This is a genomic window from Marinobacterium sp. xm-g-48, assembly GCF_013282925.1.
Lineage (GTDB): Bacteria > Pseudomonadota > Gammaproteobacteria > Pseudomonadales > Balneatricaceae > Marinobacterium_E.
In genome coordinates this window covers 101,141-124,590 of record NZ_WBYQ01000006.1, presented here as the reverse complement: position 1 = coordinate 124,590, position 23,450 = coordinate 101,141, and the positions used below count along the sequence as shown (strand labels likewise).

Annotated in this window: 21 protein-coding genes and 1 pseudogene; 17 read left to right on the top strand and 5 right to left on the bottom strand. The window is 49.2% G+C overall.

The genetic code is table 11. From position 1 onward, the window contains the following. Positions 1–2 precede the first annotated feature (2 nt). From modA to XMG48_RS10065, 9 genes are all read left to right on the top strand, one after another. The gene (gene modA / locus XMG48_RS10105; protein WP_173481943.1) at positions 3–782 is read left to right on the top strand and encodes a molybdate ABC transporter substrate-binding protein; all 780 of its coding nucleotides are present in this window, start codon (positions 3–5) and stop codon (positions 780–782) included. Further along, a complete protein-coding gene (modB, locus tag XMG48_RS10100) occupies positions 775–1,467 on the top strand; it encodes a molybdate ABC transporter permease subunit (RefSeq protein ID WP_173481942.1) in 693 nt (230 codons plus the stop codon). Before modA ends, modB begins: the two co-directional genes overlap by 8 nt. Beyond that, positions 1,464–2,546, top strand: a complete 1,083-nt coding sequence (gene modC / locus XMG48_RS10095; protein WP_173481941.1) for a molybdenum ABC transporter ATP-binding protein — start codon at positions 1,464–1,466, stop codon at positions 2,544–2,546. The genes modB and modC overlap by 4 nt, the downstream gene beginning before the upstream one ends. 145 nt (positions 2,547–2,691) lie before the next feature. Then, the gene (locus tag XMG48_RS10090) at positions 2,692–4,260 is read left to right on the top strand and encodes a cytochrome ubiquinol oxidase subunit I (protein WP_173481940.1); all 1,569 of its coding nucleotides are present in this window, start codon (positions 2,692–2,694) and stop codon (positions 4,258–4,260) included. 2 nt (positions 4,261–4,262) lie between these two features. Beyond that, the gene (gene cydB / locus XMG48_RS10085) at positions 4,263–5,399 is read left to right on the top strand and encodes a cytochrome d ubiquinol oxidase subunit II (RefSeq protein WP_173481939.1); all 1,137 of its coding nucleotides are present in this window, start codon (positions 4,263–4,265) and stop codon (positions 5,397–5,399) included. A 12-nt stretch (positions 5,400–5,411) separates the two neighbouring features. After that, complete coding sequence (gene cydX / locus XMG48_RS10080; protein ID WP_173481938.1) at positions 5,412–5,516, top strand: cytochrome bd-I oxidase subunit CydX; 105 nt, start codon at positions 5,412–5,414, stop codon at positions 5,514–5,516. A 73-nt stretch (positions 5,517–5,589) separates the two neighbouring features. Beyond that, positions 5,590–7,275, top strand: coding sequence for a thiol reductant ABC exporter subunit CydD (gene cydD / locus XMG48_RS10075; RefSeq protein ID WP_173481937.1), 1,686 nt, complete (start codon positions 5,590–5,592; stop codon positions 7,273–7,275). Then, positions 7,272–8,882, top strand: coding sequence for an amino acid ABC transporter ATP-binding/permease protein (locus tag XMG48_RS10070; protein ID WP_173481936.1), 1,611 nt, complete (start codon positions 7,272–7,274; stop codon positions 8,880–8,882). Before cydD ends, XMG48_RS10070 begins: the two co-directional genes overlap by 4 nt. 12 nt (positions 8,883–8,894) lie before the next feature. After that, positions 8,895–9,947: a GTP-binding protein gene (locus XMG48_RS10065; protein ID WP_173481935.1), complete on the top strand. Its 1,053-nt coding sequence runs from the start codon at positions 8,895–8,897 to the stop codon at positions 9,945–9,947. 78 nt (positions 9,948–10,025) lie between these two features. On the opposite strand, the gene XMG48_RS10060 is transcribed toward XMG48_RS10065, so the two are convergent. Beyond that, positions 10,026–11,237: a hypothetical protein gene (locus tag XMG48_RS10060; protein WP_173481934.1), complete on the bottom strand. Its 1,212-nt coding sequence runs from the start codon at positions 11,235–11,237 to the stop codon at positions 10,026–10,028. 258 nt (positions 11,238–11,495) lie between these two features. Here XMG48_RS10060 and XMG48_RS10055 point away from each other — a divergent pair, with 258 nt between their 5' ends. From XMG48_RS10055 to XMG48_RS10025, 7 genes are read left to right on the top strand one after another with little or no spacing between them, the layout of a single operon-like run. Further along, entirely contained in the window at positions 11,496–12,890 is a 1,395-nt protein-coding gene (locus XMG48_RS10055) for a cytochrome ubiquinol oxidase subunit I (RefSeq protein WP_173481933.1), read from the top strand. A gap of 11 nt (positions 12,891–12,901) precedes the next feature. After that, a complete protein-coding gene (locus XMG48_RS10050; RefSeq protein WP_173481932.1) occupies positions 12,902–14,125 on the top strand; it encodes a hypothetical protein in 1,224 nt (407 codons plus the stop codon). A gap of 10 nt (positions 14,126–14,135) precedes the next feature. Next, entirely contained in the window at positions 14,136–14,438 is a 303-nt protein-coding gene (locus XMG48_RS10045; protein WP_173481931.1) for a cytochrome C, read from the top strand. Then, on the top strand, positions 14,435–15,760 hold the full coding sequence (locus XMG48_RS10040; RefSeq protein ID WP_217363692.1) for an NAD(P)/FAD-dependent oxidoreductase: 1,326 nt from the start codon (positions 14,435–14,437) through the stop codon (positions 15,758–15,760). The genes XMG48_RS10045 and XMG48_RS10040 overlap by 4 nt, the downstream gene beginning before the upstream one ends. Next, the gene (locus XMG48_RS10035; protein ID WP_173481930.1) at positions 15,757–16,422 is read left to right on the top strand and encodes a cytochrome c; all 666 of its coding nucleotides are present in this window, start codon (positions 15,757–15,759) and stop codon (positions 16,420–16,422) included. The genes XMG48_RS10040 and XMG48_RS10035 overlap by 4 nt, the downstream gene beginning before the upstream one ends. Before the next feature lie 17 nt (positions 16,423–16,439). Then, entirely contained in the window at positions 16,440–17,132 is a 693-nt protein-coding gene (locus tag XMG48_RS10030) for a Crp/Fnr family transcriptional regulator (protein ID WP_173481929.1), read from the top strand. Between the two features lie 10 nt (positions 17,133–17,142). Then, positions 17,143–17,523, top strand: a complete 381-nt coding sequence (locus XMG48_RS10025) for a rhodanese-like domain-containing protein (RefSeq protein WP_173481928.1) — start codon at positions 17,143–17,145, stop codon at positions 17,521–17,523. A 69-nt stretch (positions 17,524–17,592) separates the two neighbouring features. Here XMG48_RS10025 and XMG48_RS10020 read toward each other — a convergent pair whose 3' ends face one another. From XMG48_RS10020 to XMG48_RS11955, 4 genes and pseudogenes are all read right to left on the bottom strand, one after another. Further along, complete coding sequence (locus XMG48_RS10020) at positions 17,593–18,018, bottom strand: rhodanese-like domain-containing protein (protein WP_173481927.1); 426 nt, start codon at positions 18,016–18,018, stop codon at positions 17,593–17,595. 117 nt (positions 18,019–18,135) lie between these two features. Beyond that, on the bottom strand, positions 18,136–20,595 hold the full coding sequence (locus tag XMG48_RS10015; protein ID WP_173481926.1) for a glycoside hydrolase family 3 protein: 2,460 nt from the start codon (positions 20,593–20,595) through the stop codon (positions 18,136–18,138). A gap of 25 nt (positions 20,596–20,620) precedes the next feature. After that, entirely contained in the window at positions 20,621–21,514 is an 894-nt protein-coding gene (gene rimK / locus XMG48_RS11960; RefSeq protein WP_217362114.1) for a 30S ribosomal protein S6--L-glutamate ligase, read from the bottom strand. A gap of 75 nt (positions 21,515–21,589) precedes the next feature. Further along, positions 21,590–21,994: pseudogene (locus XMG48_RS11955) on the bottom strand (ATP-dependent zinc protease); the annotation flags it as partial. Between the two features lie 189 nt (positions 21,995–22,183). Between XMG48_RS11955 and XMG48_RS10005 the strand changes: the two are divergent. After that, positions 22,184–23,443: a PotD/PotF family extracellular solute-binding protein gene (locus XMG48_RS10005; protein ID WP_254443637.1), complete on the top strand. Its 1,260-nt coding sequence runs from the start codon at positions 22,184–22,186 to the stop codon at positions 23,441–23,443. Positions 23,444–23,450 lie beyond the last annotated feature (7 nt).

The window sequence follows — 23,450 nt, the reverse complement described above, 5'->3', positions numbered from 1 at the left end:
TTATGCAGTTTAAAGCAGTCCTACTTAGATCAATACTCACGCTGAGTCTGGCTGCTTTTGCATCCTCACAAGCCGTTGCAAACACACTTACTGTGTTTGCAGCAGCGAGCTTAAAAAATGCGATCGATGAGATCACAGAACATTACGAGGCAGACCATTCAGACTCGATTGTTGTCTCTTATGCGGGGTCTGCCACCTTAGCACGTCAAATAGAGATGGGCGCACCAGCCGATATTTTCATCTCTGCCAACACTGCCTGGATGGATTACCTATCTGATAGGGCGCTAATTAATGAACCGACTCGCTTCAACCTTGCCAGTAATCAGTTGGTACTGATAAGTCATACTCCAGACGCAAAACTCACCCTCACCAGGTCGCAAGAACTGCTCGATTGGCTGGACAATGAATACCTGGCCATGGGTCTTGTGGAATCTGTACCTGCTGGCATTTACGGTAAGCAAGCACTTACTTATTTTGATCTTTGGGACCCCCTTAAGCAGCAAGTCGCTCAATCAGACAATGTGCGGTCTGCACTTGCATTAGTTGCTTCAGGTGAAGCACCTTTAGGGATCGTCTATCACTCGGATGCGGTGGCTGAACCCAAGGTCTCAATAGCTGCCACCTTCCCTACAGAGTCCCATGACAGAATTCTATATCCGGTTGCGGCTGTTACAGAGAGTGATAAATCAACCGCGGCATTTTTAGAGTTTTTGCGCTCAGAGCAGTCTAGGGCGATACTAGAGCGCAACGGCTTTTTAATGGATTCGCAACAACGTGACTGATTGGCTAGGCCCCAACGAGTGGGCGGCAGTTCTCCTATCAATTAAGGTAGCTTTTTGGGCAACACTGCTTAGCCTGCCTGTGGCCATTGGCGTTGCCTATCTTCTGGCGAAAAAGGAGTTTGCAGGGAAACAGCTTCTCAACGGAATTGTCCATCTACCCTTGATCTTACCGCCCGTTGTAACGGGTTATCTGCTGTTAATGACCTTCGGAAAACGCACGCCTGTCGGATCATTCCTTGCTGAGTGGGGAATTGAGTTTGCTTTCCGCTGGAGCGGTGCCGCATTAGCAGCAGCCATCATGGCTTTTCCATTACTGGTTCGCGCTATTCGTCTCTCCATTGAAGCCATTGATCCTAAATTAGAGGAAGCGGCCGCAACCCTGGGTGCCTCAAGGCGCTGGGTGTTTATCACCATCACCCTACCTTTAATGCTTCCTGGTGTGATCGCCGGCTCCGTTCTGGGCTTTGCCAAAGCGATGGGTGAGTTTGGAGCCACCATCACCTTTGTATCGAATATTCCAGGTCAGACTCAGACACTCCCTTCGGCTATCTATGCGTTTCTTCAGGTACCCGGTGGTGAAAGCTCTGCGACCAAACTGGTGATCATCTCTATTATCATTGCGATGAGTGCACTTCTTGCCTCTGAATGGCTGTCACGTCGTATGAGCCGGAGGTTGCAGTCATGACACTGTCAGTCACTTTGCAGCAGTCGATGCCAAACTTCTCGCTTGATATAGCCTTTGAAGCCCCCAGTGGCATCACGGTTCTATTTGGCGAGTCAGGTTCAGGGAAAACCACCACAATCAATGCGATAGCCGGCTTGCAAAGCAACAGCCAAGGCCGCGTCACTCTGTCCGATCGGGTGTTATTTGATAGCGCTTCAAACACGAGCTTAAAGCCCTATCAACGCAACATTGGCTACATTTTTCAAGAGAGCCGACTCTTTCCACATCTGACAGTAGAGCAGAATCTAAATTACGCGAAACGCTTCAATAAGGTCGACAAAAGCGTCGATTTTTACCAGATCGTCGAACTTTTAGGTATAAAACCCCTACTTAGGCGAACGCCAAATTCACTCTCTGGTGGTGAAAAACAGCGTGTTGCGATTGGTCGTGCGTTATTAAGCGCACCAGATCTTATTCTGGCCGATGAACCCCTTGCAGCACTCGATGGCGCCCGAAAAGCGGAGCTACTCCCCTACTTCAAAAAATTAAACCGGGAATTGGGTATTCCTATGCTCTACGTAACCCACTCACCCGAAGAGGTATTAGAGCTGGCTGACCATGTCATCGCACTGGAGCAGGGCCGCATTGTGACTCAAGGGCCTGCGCGAGAGGTGATGGCCAACAGCAAGGTCGCGCGAACCGCCAATCGTGCGATCAAGTCGACACTGACAACCCAGTTAGTGGCACAACACCCCGATGGACTGTCCGAGCTTCAAGTGGCCAGCGAAACACTCTATGTGCCGACCCTTGATGCACCCATAGGTTCAGCGGTCTGCCTTGAACTGGTCGCGAACGATCTAATCCTATCGACCGCAAAAGTGGCAGGCATCTCTGCCTTGAATCAGGTTTCCGGAAGGGTTGAATCCATTGAAACGACTTCATCGAGTGATGTACTTATTAACGTGTGCATTGCAACAGATATCGTCTCAACACACATCACCAAACGCTCCCTTAACAATCTAAACCTCAAGATCGGCGATCCCTGCGTTCTGATCATAAAATCGGTCAACATCTGCCCCTCTAACCGCTGCCAAGGTTGAGATTTTCTCAACTAGTCGTGAGCATTTATCGTTAAGACTTTAGATATATATCAATTACTTTTGACTATATAACCGATTACAATTCTGAAACTTTGTGCAGTGCACATAATTTTTGTGCTTAATTTGTCTACTGGAGGCATCCCCGATGATTTCAGAATCGGTTGTGGAACTATCGCGTTGGCAGTTTGCTATTACCGCGATGTATCACTTTCTATTTGTACCACTGACCCTCGGTCTATCCTTCCTGCTGGCCATCATGGAATCTGTCTATGTCATGACCGGCAAGCAGATCTACCGCGATATGACCAAATTCTGGGGTAAGTTGTTCGGTATTAACTTCGCGCTAGGTGTGACCACCGGTTTGACCATGGAGTTCCAATTTGGAACCAACTGGGCCTACTACTCGCACTACGTGGGCGACGTCTTTGGTGCACCGCTGGCGATTGAAGGTCTGGTAGCCTTCTTCCTTGAATCCACTATGATCGGCCTGTTCTTCTTCGGTTGGGATCGCCTGAGCAAGGTACAGCACCTTGCTGTGACCTGGTTGGTCGCACTGGGCTCTAACTTCTCTGCGTTGTGGATTTTGATCGCCAACGGTTGGATGCAGAACCCTGTTGGGGCCTACTTCAACTTTGAAACCATGCGCATGGAGATGGACAGCTTCGCGGAAGTCCTGCTAAACCCAGTGGCGCAGGTTAAGTTTGTTCACACTGTCTCTGCAGGTTATGTAACGGGCGCTATCTTCGTTCTAGCCGTCAGCAGCTACTTCATGCTGCGTAACCGTGACATTCCATTTGCACGTCGTTCATTCGCGATCGCTTCAGCCTTCGGTTTAGCCTCTGCGATCTCTGTCATCGTGTTAGGTGACGAATCTGGCTACGAAGTGGGCGAAGTGCAGAAGGTTAAATTGGCAGCGATCGAGGCGGAGTGGGATACACACCCAGCACCTGCAGCCTTTACCGTTGTCGGCCTTCCCAATGAAGAGACCATGACAACTGACTACGCTCTGAAAATTCCGGGCGCCTTGGGTCTAATTGCAACCCGCTCCTTGGATGAGGAGGTTACCGGTATTAAAGATCTAGTGGCTCATGCTGAAGATCGCATTCGCAACGGCATTGTCGCTTATGGCCTTCTAGAGAAACTGCGTAACGGTGAAGACACTCCTGAAAATCGTGCTGCGTTCTCTAAAGTCAGCGTTGATCTGGGCTACGGTCTGCTGTTGAAGCGTTACACGCAGGCGGTTGTTGACGCGACCGAAGAGCAGATCAAACTGGCGGCTCGGGACACCATTCCACAGGTGGCTCCGATGTTCTGGACCTTCCGTGTCATGGTCGGTGCAGGCTTTACGATGCTGCTTCTATTTGTCCTAGCCTTCTACTACACCGCTAAGCGTAAGGCTTACCAGACACGTTGGTTGCAGTGGTTCGCACTTCTCTCTCTACCGCTTCCTTGGATTGCCAGTGAGATGGGTTGGTTCGTTGCTGAATTTGGCCGTCAACCTTGGGCGATCGGTGAAATTCTTCCGACCTATGTCGCAACCTCTCACCTAACTGAGACGGATCTGTGGATGAGCTTGGCGGGCTTTATTGGACTCTACACTCTGTTCTTGGTCATCGAGATCTACCTGATGGTGAAATACATCCGCAAAGGCCCAAGCGCCTTGCAGACTGGCCGTTACCACTTTGAACAGAACACAGCGACTCAAGGAGCTTAATGATGTTTGATTACGAAACGCTTCGACTTGTTTGGTGGCTGCTGGTTGGTGTACTGCTGATTGGTTTTGCCATTGCAGACGGCATGGATTTGGGTACTGCTATGATGATCCCTGTATTGGGTAAAACGGACACTGAGCGCCGCGTCATCATCAATACCATCGGGCCTCACTGGGACGGTAACCAGGTGTGGTTAATCACTGCCGGTGGTGCCATCTTTGCCGCTTGGCCACTGGTTTACGCAACAGCATTCTCTGGCTTCTACTGGGCCATGCTACTGGTACTGTTCGCACTATTCTTCCGTCCTGTCGGATTTGAGTACCGCTCTAAGAAGGACTCTGTCGCTTGGCGTCGCAACTGGGACTATGCACTGGCAGTGGGCTCGTTTGTTCCATCACTGGTCTTTGGTGTGGCATTCGGCAACCTATTCTTAGGCGTGCCCTTCTACTTTGACGAGTTTACCCGCCCAATCTACACCGGTTCTTTCTGGGCTCTGTTGAACCCATTCGCCATTGTCTGTGGCCTAGCCAGCGTGGTAATGCTTGCTCTGCAGGGTGCAACTTGGTTGCAGATGCGTGCCGGCGGTGAGGTTCAAGGCCGCGCTCAAACTATGGCAACTCTGCTAGGTCCGGTTCTAACGGTACTCTTAGCGGTTGCGGGTGCATGGTTGTACTACGGTATTCCTGGTTACGAAATCAGCTCTACTGTCGTGGGTGATGCTCCTTCTAACCCGTTGAGCAAAACCGTAACGACCACTGACAACTGGTTCGGTAACTACACCGATTACCCAATCCTTTGGACATTGGTAGCGGCATCTGTGGCACTCCCTCTGCTAACAAGCTTAATGGCTAAAGCGGGTAAAAGTGGTTTTGCCTTTACGTTGAGCTCACTGGCGATCGCAGCGATCATTCTTATGACCGGTTTCACCCTATTCCCATTCGTGATGCCTTCATCGACTGATCTAGCCAGCGCTCTAACGCTGTGGGATGCGACGTCGAGTGAACTGACACTTGAGATCATGTTCTGGGTGGCTCTGTTCTTTGTACCGATCATTTTGGGTTACACCTTCTGGGGCTACTACAAAATGTGGCGTCGAATTGAACCTGAGTTCATCGAACAAAACAGCGTTTCAAACTACTAGGAGATTAAGAAGATGTGGTATTTTGCTTGGATCCTTGGCGTACTCCTAGCCTGCAGCTTCGGCATCATCAACGCGATGTGGTTGGATGCTGAAGAGGAGCAGCGCGCAGACGATTAATCTGTACGCTCTAGCTGTACGTAATCAAGGGGCTTTCGAGCCCCTTTTTTTGTAAACCTTAGTGAGTGTTAAGTTGGCCAGACAACGAAAATCCAACCCGACCGCAATCCTCGATCAGCACCAGTTTGATCTGAAGGGTTCCATGCGCCTGTCGCTGCTATTGGGCGTGATTCAAACGCTTTGTACTATTGGATTCGCCTACTGGGTCGCTCTGTTGATCGATCAGGTATTAACTCAGGGCAGCTTAGATCACAGCCCGCTTCTTTTGGTCGCTGCGGCCTTCCTCATTCTTGCCGTTAAAGCGGCTGCATCACTCTGGCAATCGACTATCAATCTGCGCAACTCAGTCACCATCCGCGATCGCTTGCGAGAGCAGATTCTTAGCCTCAGTTTTAAAACTGGGATTTCGCTCTTCCCTGCTTTCAAGCCGGCACAACTGGCCAACCTGCTGACCAGTGAAGTCGACAAGCTCAAAGAGTATTACGCAGAGTTTAAGATTCAAAAGCAGATGGCTGTATGGACTCCCGTTTTGATTCTAATTGCCGCTAGCTTTGTGAACTGGTTAGTGCCGCTGATTTTGTTGCTGACCACGCCTTTGATTCCGATCTTTATGATCATTGTCGGTAATAAAGCGGGGGAAGCGTCACGCAACAACTTAGAGCAGCTCAATCGGCTTGGCCATCTACTCGAAGATCGTCTTCGTAACGTCGATCTGCTTCAGCAAGAGAGAGCAGTCGATAGAGAGACCGAGGCGTTGCATCATCAATCGGATCAGTTCCGTATTAGCACGATGAAAGTTCTGCGTTTGGCGTTTCTGTCCGGGACGCTCTTGGAGTTTTTTGCCGCGATCAGCGTGGCACTGGTCGCAGTCTATTTAGGACTCTTCTTTTTGGACAAATACTCTCTCGGTGCATGGGGAACAGACATCAGTTTTGCTGAAGGTGCCTTTCTATTGATGCTAGCGCCCGAATACTACTTACCCCTGCGTAAGATGGGCGCGCTATACCACGCAAAATCGAATGCTCGGGCTGTCGCCGAGCAAATTGAGCAACTCAAACAGGCCGCTGAACAGTCAAGGGTAGTTAGTGAACCTTCAAAAGCAGGCTCTTTTAAAGCATCGATAAAAATCGAAGGCCTAGTATCAGGTAGTGATCAAGCCATTCACAAACCTATCTCTGTTGAGCTTAAAGCGGGTGAATCACTACTGATTGAAGCGCCTTCTGGCACAGGAAAAACGAGCTTACTCGATACCCTAGCAGGGCTTCGTCCCCCACTATCTGGATCCCTGTCTGCTGACGAAACAACAATCGAACCTTACAGCAACCCTCACTGGCAGCAGACCATTGGATACATAACCCAGCACCCAGAACTGATCTATGGATCGTTAAGGGAGAACCTCTGCTTAGGTAAGAGTTACTCTGATGATGACATTTGGGCTGCCCTAGGATCGGCTCAATTAGAAACCGTCGTTAAGCAACTTCCGCAGGGTTTGGACTACTTCATCACGGACTCTGGGCACTTTCTATCGGGAGGTCAGACACAACGTCTTTCGATTGCGCGAGCGCTTCTGCATCGACCTAAACTATTGCTTCTTGATGAACCTGTAGCGAACTTAGATGTTGATACCGCCGAATTGTTTATGAATGCTCTAAACCAGTATGTTGAACAGGGTGGCATGATCATCATGGCCAGTCACCGCACCAATCGCTTCAACTTCACGCAACGACTCACTTTAGCTAAAGCGGAGGTAGATGCATGAATCGACACTACTGGTCTCTACTGCTAGCAGAGCGAGGCGTCTTTCTACTCGGCTTAACCCTATCCATTGTCACTGCATTTGCCGGCATCGCTCTACTGGCTGTATCAGGCTGGTTCATCAGTGCAGCGGCTTTAGCCGGTGTGACGGCAGCCGCCGCTCATGCATTTAACTTTTTCACCCCCGGCGCCATCGTTCGTGGTCTCTCCATTGCCCGCACAGCTGGTCGCTACGGGGAGCGATTGGCCAATCACGAAGCAACCTTTAGGCTCATATCGACACTAAGACGAGATATCTTCTCTCGATTAGCCAACAGCCAAAACATCAGCGCACGGATGAATCGACACGACAGTGCGAGTCAGATGCTGCAGGATATTCAAAACATTGAAGGGATCCATCTGCATTCGCTCGTGCCTGCCATTACCGCTCTCTTTTCAGCGCTTGGGTTTATTCTGGTTACGGCTCTGTTTCTACCCGGTCTAGCGATAGCTAGCCTGCCATTAATTCTATTAGCTTTGATCGGAATTCCTTGGCTCTATGCTAAAGCGGTTCTGGAGCCCGAGTCTGAGCTGCATCTGAGTCGAAATGCACTCTGGTCACGCGCCAGCGGTATCTTCTCAAGCTTGCGCCTGCTCACCCTGTCGCAGCAGCTTGAACATGAGGGCAATAGGTTGCGCCAGCAGAGCCGACAGTCGGATCTATTCGAACTCCAAGCCCTAAAGCGCCAGCAACTCATCAACCTTCTATCGCAATTGATTAATTTATCTTTGGTCGGCTTAACACTGCTCATGGCTCTGCAGGCCTATCTCACGGGTGAACTGGCCGGCGCATTAATCTTTATGTTGCTGCTGTTATCTCTCGGAACCATTGAGGTCTTTGCCGCTGCAAATGGAGCCATCTCGCACCTTCTGTTAGGCCAACGCGCTTTAAGTCGCTTAGGCAAAAGTAGTAAAAATCAGCAAAACTTCGAAGAAAAACGCACTATATGCATAGAAAAGCCCTATTTTGGTATCTCAATCAAAGAGCTCTCATACGCTTATGAGGGGAGTGCACAGAGCGTCTTCGAAGCGCGATCTGTTGAGTTTAATCAGCTAGGTTTAAACTGGATTGCCGGACAGAGTGGCCGCGGTAAAACCACACTACTTCGATTAATTGCTGGCGAACTTGAGCTACAGCAGGGCAGCCTGATCGTTGAAGGTACCGCCTTATCTCAAATCGCTTATCTACCTCAACGAGTACAGATTGTTCGCTCTACACTGCGTCACAACCTGGACTTCACTGGCCAACGAAGCGACGAAGAGATTATCAGTGCACTGCAAACAGTAGAGCTAGGCGAATGGGTCGAATCACTACCCAAGCAACTCGACACTTGGATTGGTCCTGGTGAATGGGAGCCATCTGGCGGTGAGTTAAAACGCATTGGTTTGGCGCGTCTGCTTCTGAAACAGGCTGACATCCTGCTGTTAGATGAGCCCTTCGCTGGAATGGATGCTGAGCTTCAATCCACCATCGTCAATTCGCTACGAGATCTTTGGCAACATAAGCTGGTTATTCTGGTGTCACATGATCTTGAGCAACGAGCTTCGCAGGACGCCTTACACCAGCTGTAGAGAGACATTGTTATGAAAACCCCTATTACACTCCTCACAGGCTTTTTAGGCAGTGGAAAAACCACACTACTGAATTACTTAATTAATCAGCCTGAACTATCAGATACTCTGGTTATCATTAATGAGTTTGGTGAAATCGCCTTGGATCATCTGTTGGTGGCTGAGAGCAACGAGAATGTCTTGATGGAGATGGACAGCGGGTGCATGTGTTGCACCGTGCGGGGTGATCTGGTCAACACGCTTCACGAAGTAACCGCACAAATTTCAGAGCCTGAGGGTCGACAATTCAAGCGCATCATCATTGAGACAACTGGGTTGGCAGACCCTGCGCCCATCATTCACACTCTGATGACCGATCGCTGGATTGCCGAAGCCTATCAATTAGATGGTGTTGTCACGACGGTCGATCTGGCTACGGGGTCACACACCTTAGATCAGCATAAAGAGTCCGTAAAACAGGCTGCTTTGGCAGACCTGCTGCTACTCACCAAAGGGGATATGACCGATAAAGTGGCAAAAGAGGCGTTAATCAGCCGACTTACCCAAATCAATCCCAGTGCGCGTAAGCTTGAGGTGGCCAGCGGTAAAGCAGACCCTAATCAGCTGCTCAACCTAGGATTGTTCACTACTGAGGGCAAACTAACCGATGTAGAGGCCTGGTTAAAAGAGGAGGCTTATTCTGAACAACATGATCACCACCATGACCATGATTGCCATCAGCATGGCTGCGATCATGATCATGCCAAACGTCATGGTGACAACATCGAATCCTTCTGCCTGACCGTTGAAAAGCCGATTAGCAAAGAAGCGCTTCAAGATTGGATGCAGTTATTAATGAGTCTAGTCGGCAGCAACATCCTACGTATCAAAGGCCTACTAAATATTGAAGGCGTTGCAGAACCCCTAGTCATTCATGGGGTACAGCAACTGTTTCACCCACCCGTTCCTCTACCAGCCTGGCCAAACGATGATCAGCGAACACGATTAGTGTTTATCACGCAAAACGTCAGCAAAGAGTTTATCGAGAACACGTTTAAGGAGCTGATTGATATTGCGGAGCCGTAAAGTAAAAACCCCATGAAATAACGACATTTCATGGGGTTTTTCAGTTAATCGCGACCTCTTCGAGATCGCTCCTACTGTTTATACTGCAGGTTCTACCACTAACTCTGGGTGGCGAAGCATGTTGTTTGTAAGGCGGACAATCGCATAAATCGTCGCGGCCTGAATCAAGAACATAACCCCGATACCCAACCAGTAGACTAAGCCAAACTTAGCGACAATGCCGTTGCCGACAATCGCAACGTGCCACCAGAAAAGGTTCAGCACAAAGAAGGCAACACCTGGGCAGACCAGACCAAAGGCAACTGGGCTGTGCTCACCTCCGTGCAGATACTTGTCTAGGTAACCATTCAACTTCATGACACGGTACCCAACCATCAAGATCACGGCTTGCAGGGCAACCATCAACGTCATCATTTGGAAGTTATCGCCAGCATCCAATGCACCACCGGTTAGGTGAGCAATGCCATGTTCCATACGTAACCACTCAATACCGAGCAGTGTCACAATCGGTACCAACATCCAAAGACTTGGCGTCGCTTGCTCTTGTAGACCATGCTGCATCATCGCATTGACGCCCGACACCAAAACGACCAGAACAACCAACACTGCGGCGATTAAGAACAGGTAAGAGAACACCGCGGCAATTGTAATAACAGCGGGAATGTGTGACATCGCTGCAGGCGCCGCAAAGCCGACCGATAGCATCGAAAAGGTAAAGGCCGCCATCAAAGGTGAAAGGTGGTTGTGCTCTTCACTGCGGTAACCCCCCTGCGTCAACATGCGACCCAAGTAACGTCCGTACATTTTTAGCGCGTAGTAACCGATGATCAAAAAGGCGATCAGCGCGCCGGGGAACATCCACTCAATAATCGTCCATAGACCCGGAACAAATAGCGCACCCGATACAAACATCACGTTCACTGTCATGGAGAAGGTCAGAGGCAAGGCCATCATTTGAACTTCAGCGGGTGAGTTCAAAATCTTCTCGTGGGCGTCAGTGCCTTTAACTGCGTTGTATTCGCGGATATTCCAAACCAACAGCGCAATGTGCAACAAGCCAAAAATAACGACACCGGCAATAGCAAAAACGATAATCAATGGCATTGGAATACCACTGGCAATGTCAGCACTCCAGGCACTCGTCCAGTGGTCCCAAGTTGGCATAGGGTAACCCTTATGCGGAACCATCCACATTAGGTACATAAAAAATGCCACTGACATACCGCCAGCGCCAAGTGCAGCTAAGAAAAAGCTAGGATGCCAAGGCTGAGTTGAGTCTCTTCTGAACATGGGAGATCTCCTAATTAGTTAAACCATAATGTATTAGACTTTTCTAATATATTAACAAATCATTAAATTAGCAATATCTAATATAGATATTAATCATCCCCTTTTGATTTATCGCAAAAGCCTATAAATCCGGTTGCGGATTCTCAATGCGACGATCACTGCATGAATAGATACTGCTCGCCAAGCTGGTCGAGATGACTCGACCATTGAGCGGGGAGGTACTCCCCAAAACGTATCGTCTTCAAGGGGAATTATTCAATGGAGATGCTAGGACTCTATCCAGTCTGGTTTGAGCCGACACTCGGTTCAGGTTGGATCATCGGTATCATTGCGACCATACACGTTCTGTTTTCACACACATCTGTGGGTGCAGCACTGGTCTTCTCTTACCTTGCGGTGGTCGCTTACCGTAAGAACCGCCCAGAGCTTCTCGACTACATTCGTCGTTACGGCCTGTTTCTTTTGGTCTTCTCTTATGTCTTAGGTTCGATTACCGGACCAGGCATCTGGTTCTCAACTACGGTCGGCAGTCCGCGTGGTATCTCTGCACTGATTCATAGCTTTGTCTGGAAGTGGGCAACCGAGTGGGTCTTCTTTGTCATCGAGGTCATCGGTGTCTACATGATCGTCTACTTGGTGAATAAGGTGGATCAGAAAACACACCTGCGCATCAGTATCATCTTTGGCCTAGCCTCTTACACCACCATGCTAATCATTATCGGTATTCTGTCGTTCATGCTGATGCCTGGTAATGAAAACTGGTACACCGAAGGCGGTTACTTGAACGGTTTCTATGGCGCCAACACCTTTGCGCAATTGGCTATGCGAACGGCGTTTATGTTCACCATGACAGCGGTAGTCGGAGGCATTGTTGCCTCTTCAATTAAAGATATCGATTTCCGCAAAGAGATGGTTCGTCGTCTGGCGATTCTAGGTTTGGTTGCGACTGCAGCCGGTCTTGGTCTATTCAAATGGTACCTATCAACGATTCCAGCGACCGCTGAATTGGTGATGGAGAATCGTCTACCGGAGTACTTCACACCCGCTCTAATCTCTGTAATGGGCGGCATCATGGCCTACTTCGCAGCCACTCTGGCCGCACCAAAGCTGCTAAAACCAGCCATTGCGGGCGTCATGACGGTCGTCATTTTGGTGTTCGGACTTTGGCCAGAAGAGGTTGCGCGTGAGTCGATTCGTAAGCCTTATGTTGCAGGTGGATACGTCTACTCTAACCAGGTTATTGGTCGTGATGTTCCGGGGCTTGGTATTCACAGTGAGATCCCGACCATTGAAGAGCATGGCTTCACTAACGCTCTAATCTTCCTTCCCGAAGAGCTTCGCACGGTGACTGATTCTAATAAAGAGGCGGTTGGTCAAGCTCTGGCGTTGAACACCTGTTCAAACTGTCACTCACTGACCGATACAGGGATTCGCCCACTGGCAAATTACTTTGGTGACGACTCAAGCGAGTCGGATATTGCGGCCTACCTAAGAGCTGCACTGTCGAGTGGTACAACGCTCTACATGCCACAAATTCCACTTCAACAAGATGAAGCAGTGGCCTTGGCTAGCTTTATTCGTCAGTTGAAAGATCAATCTATTGCTGTCGCGGCTGATCAGGGTAATCCGATCACTGTGTCTCAGTCTCACTAAGGAGTATCACGATGAATGTAGACTCTTTATACGCACTTCGTGATGTGGCCGGGGTTCCCTCACATCCGATTCTATTTTTAGTGTTAGGTGTCGTCACCTTTGCACTTCATATGTTTGCGGTTCACGTTATGTTGGGCGGTGCAGCGCTGACTATTCGTGGTGCATTAAGCCAAGACAGTTACTGGCGTCAGCTTGCTAATGCCATGCTATCGACCGCAAAAATTGCGGTGTCGGTTGCTGTGGTTATCGGCGTTGCGCCACTACTGTTTGTGCAGGTGATCTATGATCCTTTCTGGTACACCTCTAATGTGCTGTCCGCTTGGTGGGTTATTGGATTCATTATCATACTGTCAGTCGCTTATCTGTTGATCTACCTCTTCTACTTTAAAAATGAAGATCTGACGCAGAATAAGACGAAATGTCCTGGCAGCATGATTCTATCGCTCGCACTGTTCATTGTTGTGGGTCTGATTATGCACACCCTAACCAACCAGATGCTCTCCCCTGATCAGTGGATGGAGTGGTATGCACCGCAGGGGCAGATCGATGCCAGCGGTACTCAGCTTCACTCAATCAACTGGGCGCGTTTCATCTTTATGATTGCTCTAGCAGCACCGGTAACCGGCGCATGGCTTTACGGCTACCGCCACTACATCAGCGTTCGTCCTGGTAGCGACTCGGGTTACCTTGAGTTTGTTCATAATCTGGCGCGTAAACTGCTTGCTCAAGGCTCTGTGGTATCGATTCTTATTGGTGCAATCTGGATGGTTAGCCTGCCAGAGAACCAAATTGAGTTTTTAACCAACCCGATGCTCTACATCACAGCCCTAGCATTGATCGCTTTAGCGATGGTGCCGACTCTGTTTGGCAGCAAAATTAACAACGGCTACACCGCCTACTGGTTAGTAGCGGTCGCCTTTGTAGTGATCGCACTGGTCGCGGTTGATCGTGAAATCATTCGCTGGGTTGCCCTAGTCGTTGAGTCTGGCTACAACCCAATGGACTACCCAATTAACATGGATTGGTACAGCACCATTCTGTTCTTCGCGACTTTCGCAGTTGTCGGTGGCATGGCCTGCACCTACCTAATCACGGTTGCATGGCAGGCGGGACAAACAGAAGGCACCTACACACCATCTGTGGCTATCTCTCGCCTGGGTAACTGGACCATTTACATCATCTTAATCTGGATCGTGCACTACTTTGCCGTCGGATTCTGGGTATGGGCACAGTAAGGAGATGACGATGAAAAAAGTAATGATTTTAAGCGCCCTACTCCTATCCACTTCAGCTTTTGCCGATGAGCGAGCGGAAATTATGGCGAACCCCTGCGCTGTGTGCCACGGCACCAATGGACAGGTTGAAAATTCAGCGTTCATGCCGTTAGCAGGAATGAGTGCCGAGACCTTTGTTAAAACCATGTTGGATTTCCGGACAGGTGAACGCGACTCTACTCTGATGAGAGGTCTTGCTCTTGCATACAGTGACGATGAGATCGCAGCAATGGGTAAATACTTTGAATCACTTGAAGTTGGAGGTGAACAATGATTTCACGTAGAGACTTCCTTGGCATGGCTTTGACTGCTGGTGCAGCAGGTCTGCTGCCACTAAATGCGCACGCTGCAACCGGTAAAGTTGTCGTTATTGGTGGCGGTGTCGGCGGTGCAACCTTCGCTAAATATATGAAGATGAAGGCACCTCAAATTGAGGTCACCATAATTGAGCAAAATCCAATTTACATTCGCCCGTACGGATCCTCTGAAGTGCTCAATGGACACATTGATATGTCTGATCTCGAGGTCAGCTATGATGCTTTAAGAATCAAATACGGCGTCAACGTTGTGATCGATAAAGCAGTTGGACTGGATGCCGATAAACGCATTGTCACAACCGCTTCGGGAGCAAACTTCCCATATGATCGTTTAGTTGTCTCACCTGGTATAGAGCTGCTGTACGAGCGCCTAGACGGCTATTCTCGGGAGATAGCAGAGACTAAAGCACCTTCTGGCTGGATTCCGGGATCACAGACTGCTCTGTTACGTGACCAGATCAAAAACATGCGTCAGGGTGGCACCTTTCTGATCGTAGCTCCGCCTAACCCTTATCGTTGTCCACCTGGGCCATATGAGCGAGGCGCGCTGGTTGCAGAGTGGATGCAGAAATACAATCCAACCGGAAAAGTAATCATTACCGATCCAAAAAATGATTTCGTAACGGGCCCTGACATGCGTCTGGGCTGGAACCGAATGTATGGTTACAACGTCCCTGAAGATCTTCAAGCGGGTATGCCAACACTCAAACAGCACAGTGAAGCTGGCATGATCGATTGGATTCGTGAAGTTGACGGTGGTCGACCACTGTCGATTGACGCAGCAAAGATGCAAGTTGAAACAGAGCAAGGCTTCATTAAAGCTGATGTCATCAATGTTGTGCCGCCGATGAAAGCGGGCAAGATTGCCACAACTTTCGGACTAACCGATCAATCAGGATGGTGCCCCGTAGACCCTTATACTTTTGAATCTAAGCTAGTGGCCAATATCCACGTGCTAGGGGATTCAGCATCCGCTAGCCCTCTCCCTAAATCTGGCTTTGCAGCCAACAATGAGGCCAAAGTCGCAGCGTATGCCATCATCAATCTATTTGCAGGGCGTCCAGTTGAGGAGCCCTCTTGGGAAAACACCTGTTACGCACTAGCCGGTAAAGATTATGGATTCATGGTAATCGGCGTCTACGGAATGCGTGATGGAAAGATAGCTAACCTGCCGAGACCTGGTTTCCAAACACTGGATGTCAGTGAGACAAAACATCGTCTTGCTGCTGTTTACCAGCAAGCATGGATGAAATCCTTCACGGAGGACTCTTTCGCATGAAAAAGTTAATACTTTCAGGCCTTCTTTTAGCAGCCACAACAAGTTATGCATCAGATCAGGTCACACAAGCAACTGAGTGGACTTCTCATTCGCTTCGCTTGGCAACAAGCTCAAGACCTACTGGTGATATATCTCGTGGTAAGGCGCTGAATGACTCTATGATGTGCAGCTCCTGTCACGGTAAAGAGGGGCTACCACCGACTAACCGTTGGCCAGCCGTTGCAGGACAGCTGGAGAGCTACACTTACAAGATGCTGTTGGACTATCAGTCCGGCGCGCGAAGCGAGGATAACCGAGCTAACATCATGACGGCCGTCGCTGACCTAATGTCAGAACAGGATATGTCAGATGTTGCAGCCTACTACGCATCGCTACCAGCACCGACCCTAGCGCAACAGTCAGCACCGGCACTGGTAACCGAGGGTGATAAAGATCGACTGATTACTGCCTGTGCCTCTTGTCATGGTCTAAGTGGCCAAGGTGGTATTAAGGGAACCCCTGCTATTGCGGGCCAAACTGCCGAGACTTTGAAGCGTGCGTTAGAGATGTATCGCAGTGGTGATCGTGACTCTGATCTCTATTCTGTCATGCGACAAGCAAGTCAAAGACTCACAAGTAGTGAAATTGACTCATTAGCCAACTATTATAGTGGAACTAATTAACTATAAGAGCGTTGAGTATGGGAACACTGGTTGGTCAAGGGCACTGTTTAACCTGCCCGATTAGGCCGTCGAGTCTGTTTGGATGTCTAAAAGAGTCCGAGCTTTCGCTGATTGAAGATTTTCAGACGCGTGTCATTAAATTTGAGACGGGCGACATTATCTACAACGAGGGCGAGAGTCTCGGACTGATCTACACTCTTCGAGCCGGCCATATCAAACTGACTAAATTCAACAATGAGGGCAATGCTCAGATTGTTCGCTTAGTTCGTCCTGGCGATCTCTTTGGCTATGAAAAGCTGATCAGCAGTGGCACCTATATGCACACAGCCGAGGCGCTGGAACCGATCGAGCTCTGCCAGCTTTCGGTTGAGAAGTTGAACCACCTGCGTGATCAGAGTGGCGCCATCAACCAAGCCATTATTGAACGTGCACTGCAGCAGGTGATGAAAACAGAAGATCACCTAACCCAGGTAGGTCTACTCAAATCCAAACCTCGTTTGGCTTGGTTCCTGCTTCAATGGGTGGGTGAGACTGCAGAAGCGGTCAGCTTCCCGATCAGTCGAAGAGATCTCGCTCAGTATCTCGGCTTAACCATCGAGACCATTTCACGCCATACCGCGGAGTGGAAACGCCAAGGCATTATTAGCGAATCAAAGAACTTGTTAACGATATCTGACAGAGATGCTCTGCAGGAAATAGCGAACAGCTAAAGGAGTTCCAATGAAGACAGCACAAGATCTAGTCATGGCCGCAAAGGCGACCATTAAAGAGGTCAGCGTTGCAGATGCCGATGGTGCCATTCACGACGCTGAGATCGTTATTGATGTGCGTGAACCGGCCGAATATGAGCAGGGTCATCTGAGTGGCGCAATCAATATTCCGCGTGGCCTACTCGAGTTTAAAATCGGTGGAATGCCGGCTCTAGAGTCACGTGATACAAACATCGTGATCTACTGTAAGACCAGTGGTCGTGCTGCTCTTGCTGCTGCATCTCTTGCCGAGATGGGCTACCTGAATGTCACATCCATTGCCGGCGGTTACGACGGATGGGTAGAGGCAGGTAAGCCGGTTGTGACCCAGAACTTGCCTGAGTTCGGTTAATCACAAGAGCCACACCCTAAGAATCAAAAACGGCGCTCAAAAGCGCCGTTTTTATTTTTGATTTACTGACTAGGGTCTGTAGGCGGCGTTTTGTTGCCAGCCGATAAAGCCTGACTGGAGTACCACAACATTTTCTCGACCCGCGACACGCAGTGCAAAAGTGGCCTGTGCTGAGAGAGAACCTGTATTACAGAACAGAATCACCTTACCAGTCTCTGGAATTTCGTCGATGCGATCCAACACCTGGCGCCACTCAATGTTGATCGCACCCGGAATAGTCGCTTCTGCGAACTGCTCTGCATCACGAGTATCGATAAAGGTTGATGCTTCAAATACGACTTGATCAATCTGCTGAGGGACCATAATACCCGACTCATACTCTTGAAAAGCCATGTAGTCGTTCATCGCTTCAATCGCCTCTTCGTTGGCAACCGCAGCAGACATATTAAATGTGAATAAAATCGTAACCAACGAGGTCATTAAGGCACGCATCATTAAACCCTACTCTTAAAATTATCAATTGGCTGCATTGTAACGACACAACCTGTAAAACTCAGTGATTCATTTAGACTCTTTTGCCACAAATAAAAGTCTCTCTATAACGTTAGTGCATCAGGCTGATGGACAGAGCGTCTTGGCTGACAAATTAATCACCGCTTCACAACCTGGGTCCTTGGCATGGAAACTAGCCCGCACTCGATAGTCACCTTCCGCAACCGTCCACAACCCTGTTTTGATATCAAAGTATGCAAAACGACGAAGAGGTAGATGAAATGTTAGATCAGCACTCTCTCCAGCTTTCAGTTCCAGCTTCTCAAAGTCGGCCAACTCGAGTTCTGGACGTTCAATGTCAGAGTTAACTTCACCACAGTAAATCTGAACAACGGTCTGACCCTGTCGCTGACCAATATTGTTAACACTCACCTTCAATTCGACATAATCATTAGCCACCTTTCGACAACTTAGATTTTCGAGTTGGTAATCACTGTAACTGAGGCCAAATCCGAAGGGGAATAGCGGCTCAATCTTGTTGGCCTGATAGTGACGATAGCCGATAAACACGCCTTCACGATAAAGCACATGGCCATCTCGTCCAGGGTAGACCAGTGGGTCATCGGTGTAGGTAGGATTATCTTCCAACTTGACTGGGAAGGTCTGAGGCAAACGGCCGGAGGGATCTTGTTTGCCGAATAAAACATCGGCAATCGCATTGCCACACTCCTGTCCTGGGTACCAAGCCTGCAATATGCCAGATACTTGATCTACCCAAGGCATTTCAACCGGTCCACCCGTTTGCAATACCACTAGGGTGTTAGGGTTAGCACTGGCCACGGCTGCGACCAACTCATCCTGACGTCCAGGGAGTTTAATGCCTTCAAGGTCACTTCCTTCCGTATCCCATTGACCGGATCGACCAACAAACAGGATGGCTACTTCGGCACTTTTTGCTAGTTCTACCGCAGCTTGTATTGCCTCATCCCCTAAGGGTTTTGATAGACCAAAGCGCCAAGCGGCAAGGTCGAGATTGTCCGTATCCTTGGTAGCAAACTCCATCTCAAGGGTATAGGTTTTACCTTCCTCGAATCGATAACTGGCAACGACCTCATCACATCCCTCCTCGAAGAAGGTTCGACCTTTCTGCCAGTGATCCCACACATTGATCACCAACTCGCCATTCACATAGAACTTGGCAAGGCCTGCACTGTGAAGGCCAATATTAAAATCGCCCGTCACCGTTGCTATATAATCAACACTCGCTCGCAGAGAAAATGCGTGTTGATCGACCAGTCCATTCGCAACAGGGGGCAGAATGAAACTCTGGCTCTCATCAACCTCTTCAGTGAAAACCACCTCACCCGAAAGATCTCGATTAGCGAAGTAATCGACTCGTATCTTTTGGTTGACCAGGGGCTCCCAGCGATGATTAGTACACCCCTGTGCATAATGAATAGCATCGCCACCCAGAAGGTTTGTTAATCCCTGCATAGGTGAAACTGAATAGTGGGGATTAAGCATCGAGGAGCCACCGCCCATGATCTGAGCCTCGATGGCATTAGGCCCAATTACCGCAACGCTCTTTAGGTCAGTAGACAGGGGTAGCAAGCCAGTGTTCTTAAGCAGCACACTAGCCTCAACACCGGCACGTCTGATCAGCTGCTGGTGTTCAGGGCGATTATCGGCAATCTCTTTGAACGGCGAAGCATCATTAATAGCACCGCAACGCTCCATCAACTGAACCATGTTAACGGCCAGCTGACGAACCTGTTCAACAGGCACTTCACCGCGATCCACGGCGTTGAGCAATGTGTCACCGCGGTCTCGGGTTGGCCCTGGCATCTCTAAATCTAAACCCGCATTAATGGTTGGTGCCGTTGTTCTAGAACCAAACCAATCGGACATCACAATGCCGTCATAACCCCACTCGTTGCGAAGAATTTCTGTCAATAACCAGTGATTTTCGGCGGCATAGGTACCATTAATCTTGTTGTATGAGCCCATAATAGCCCAAGTACCCGCCTCTTTAATGGCAGCTTCAAAGGGGCGAAGGTAGATCTCGCGCAGTGTGCGCTCATCAATATCGGAACTGACCGTTGTGCGCTCAATTTCAGATTCATTTCCGATGAAATGCTTGGGTGTGGCAGCAACCCCTGCGCTTTGAAGCCCTCGGATGTATGAGACCGCCAGTGCAGCGGTTAGCTCAGGATCTTCTGAATAGCACTCAAAGTTACGGCCATTAGTCACAGATCGTTGAATATTGATGGTCGGACCAAGCAGCACGTGTGCCGATTTAGATTTAACTTCATCAGCAATAGCGCCACCCACCTTCGCAAGCAGGGCTCGGTTCCAGGTTGCGCCTAAGGCAATACCAACGGGGAAGCAGGCTGCCGTCACACCGCCAAATAGAGAACCACCACCACGTGCACCATTAGGTCCATCAGTGACACGCAGCTTATGGATTCCTAGTCTAGGGATAGCATTAACTGACCAAACATCTTCACCGGACAGTAGAGAGATTTGCTCTCTCAAACTCATCGAATCAACCAGTACCTCAGCCGTCTGTCGGTCAGCCATCACCTCTCCCTTTTATTTATTGGTTTTACCCTTTTAAACGTCGTGCAAAACGTTTCTCAATAGCGGTGATCATAGCGCCCGCAACATCCTTACCGGAAGCCCCCTCAATACCCTCTAAACCTGGGGATGAGTTAACCTCCAATAGAAGAGGGCCTTTGCGAGAACGGATGATATCAACACCCGCCACCTTCAGACCTAGGGTTTTAGCCGCTTTAATCGCTAGCTTGCGCTCTTCTGCTGAAATGCGAACCGAAGAGGCCGAACCGCCTTGGTGTATGTTTGCACGGAACTCGCCTGGTGCCGCAGTACGCATAATCGAAGCGACTACTTTGCCGTCAATGACAAAACAGCGTAGATCTTTGCCATCCGCCTCTTTGACAAACTCTTGTACCAACAAGTTAGCTCGAAGCGCTTTAAACGCGTTGATTACCGACTCAGCTGCTTTACCCGTTTCGGCCAACACAACTCCACGACCTTGCGAGCCTTCGAGTAGCTTTACGATCAAAGGTGCACCGCCGACCATCTCAATGAGGTCATTGGTATCCATCGGTGAATTGGCAAAGCCTGTTGTAGGAATATCCAAACCCGACTTCTGCAGCAGTTGCAGCGAGAAGAGTTTGTCACGCGAACTTGTGATCGCCTCTGCCGTATTCTGAACATAGACGCCAAGACTCTCAAAGTGACGAGCCAGTGCACAGCCATAAAACGTCATTGAAGGTCTAATTCTAGGAATGATGGCATCAAAATCGTTCAGGATAGCGCCACCACGGTAGTGAACCTCTGGATTATCAGCATCCATCTTCATGTAACACTGTTTGATGTTCAAGAAGACCATCTCATGTCCGCGCGCCTCACCCGCCTCAATCAAACGACGGTTTGAGTAGAGATCCGGATTGCTAGCCAACACACCAATTTTCAGAGCAGTGCGAGCTGTTGGGTTCACACCGTACATCTGATTACACTCAGTAATGGTGCGCTCACCCTGCAGACAACTACCTTCAGGATCAACGATCATGCGACCTGACATCGCTTCACGACCCAGCAACATTCTATAACCCATAGAATCACGGTTAGTGAGTGTTAACTCAGCCTCAAACGTTTGATCTGCCAAGGTAATGTTGGTTTTTACAACGTAACGTCTCTCGGCTGTTCCGCTTGATGACTTTACAGTACGGCGATCAACTACCTGAGCTTCACAACGAACAACTAGCTCATCATTTTTTTGCAGAGGGTGGATCTCGAAAGAGACCCAAGTGTCTCGATTACGAGTGAATTTACGAATGTTAAACGCATGCAGTGATGAGGTTTTTGCCCCCGAATCGACACGAGCTTTAACAGCGGGCAGGCCCAATAGAGGAAGGCCACACCACTCCTCAGAACCAACGATCAGTTTGTCCATAATGTTCTCCATTTAATGGGGCGAACCATAGCTCATAAATCCCCAATCACGTAGCTTTTTATAGCAACGATTGGTGAAAAATACTCAGCCTTTATCTGTATATTTTTTAGCCATATTTAATACCACTTTCAAAAAATAGGTCTATATTGAAGGAGATAGAGTTAAGTTACTGAATTCAGGAGTTGTAAATTGCGACGTAGGCAATTTATTAAAAACGCTGCGGGTATTGCACTGCCTGCAGCAATTGGGGGCTTCCCTGCGATTTTAAAAGCAGAGAATGCTCGCCCGACTATTCGTGTCATGGGAACTCACGTTACCCTGCAGGAAGAGCTACGTCTGCGTGCCGAAAAAGAGCTCGGGATTAATATTCAGTTCTACCCAGGCGGTAGTGCTGAAGTACTCATGCGCGCAACAACCAACCCCTCCTCATTTGATCTGTATGAGCAGTGGTCAAACTCCATAAGAGTTCTATGGAATGCCGGTGCGATTCAATCAATCGATACACAACGAATTCAGTACTGGAATGAGATCAATAACCTCTCGAAAAACGGTCAGATTTCGGAGGGCGCCAAGATCGGCCGCGGCGATGCACCACACCGTATTCTCTATGTACAGAAGGATAAAACTTTAGGCCGTGAGCCTAGCCAAAACGTTAGTTTCCTACCCTATGTGCACAACACCGACTCCTTTGGCTATGACTCACGCTACATTGATGTTGGCGAACCCTACATCACAGAGAGCTGGGGCTGGCTCTTAAACGATAACTATTCCGGTAAGGTCGCCATTGTGAACGAACCCACGATCGGCATATTTGATTTAGCCTTAGCCGCTCAAGCAAAAGGACTTATGACCTTTAATGACATAGGTAACATGAGTATCAGTGAGATCGATCAGCTGTTTGAGATCGCAATTGATTACAAAAAACGCGGCCATTTCAGGGGGGTATGGTCATCCGTCCCCCACTCCGTTGAGTTGATGGCGAACAACGAAGTCATCATTGAGAGCATGTTCAGTCCCGGTGCTTCTGCACTCCAAGGGCAAGGGATCCCGTGCATTTACGCTGCGCCGAAAGAGGGCTATCGAGCATGGCATGGGGTCATGTGTCTCTCCAGCCAAACGCGGGGCGAGCAAGAGGACGCAGCTTACCAATTTATGAATTGGTGGTTATCGGGTTACCCAGGAGCCTTTATTGCAAGGCAGGGGTATTACATCTCCAACCCAGAACGCTCTAAACAGTTTATGAGCCCAGAGGAGTGGGACTATTGGTACGCGGGCAAACCCGCCGCTACATCGCTAAAAGGGACAGATGGCTCGATTTCAGTAGCGGAAGGTTCCATAAGAACGGGCGGATCCTACGAACAACGCTTCAGCAATGTTGCCGTTTGGAACAGTGTCATGGACACCTATGACTATACACTGCCCAAATGGAAAGAATTTGTGCTGAGTTAGGGGAGTT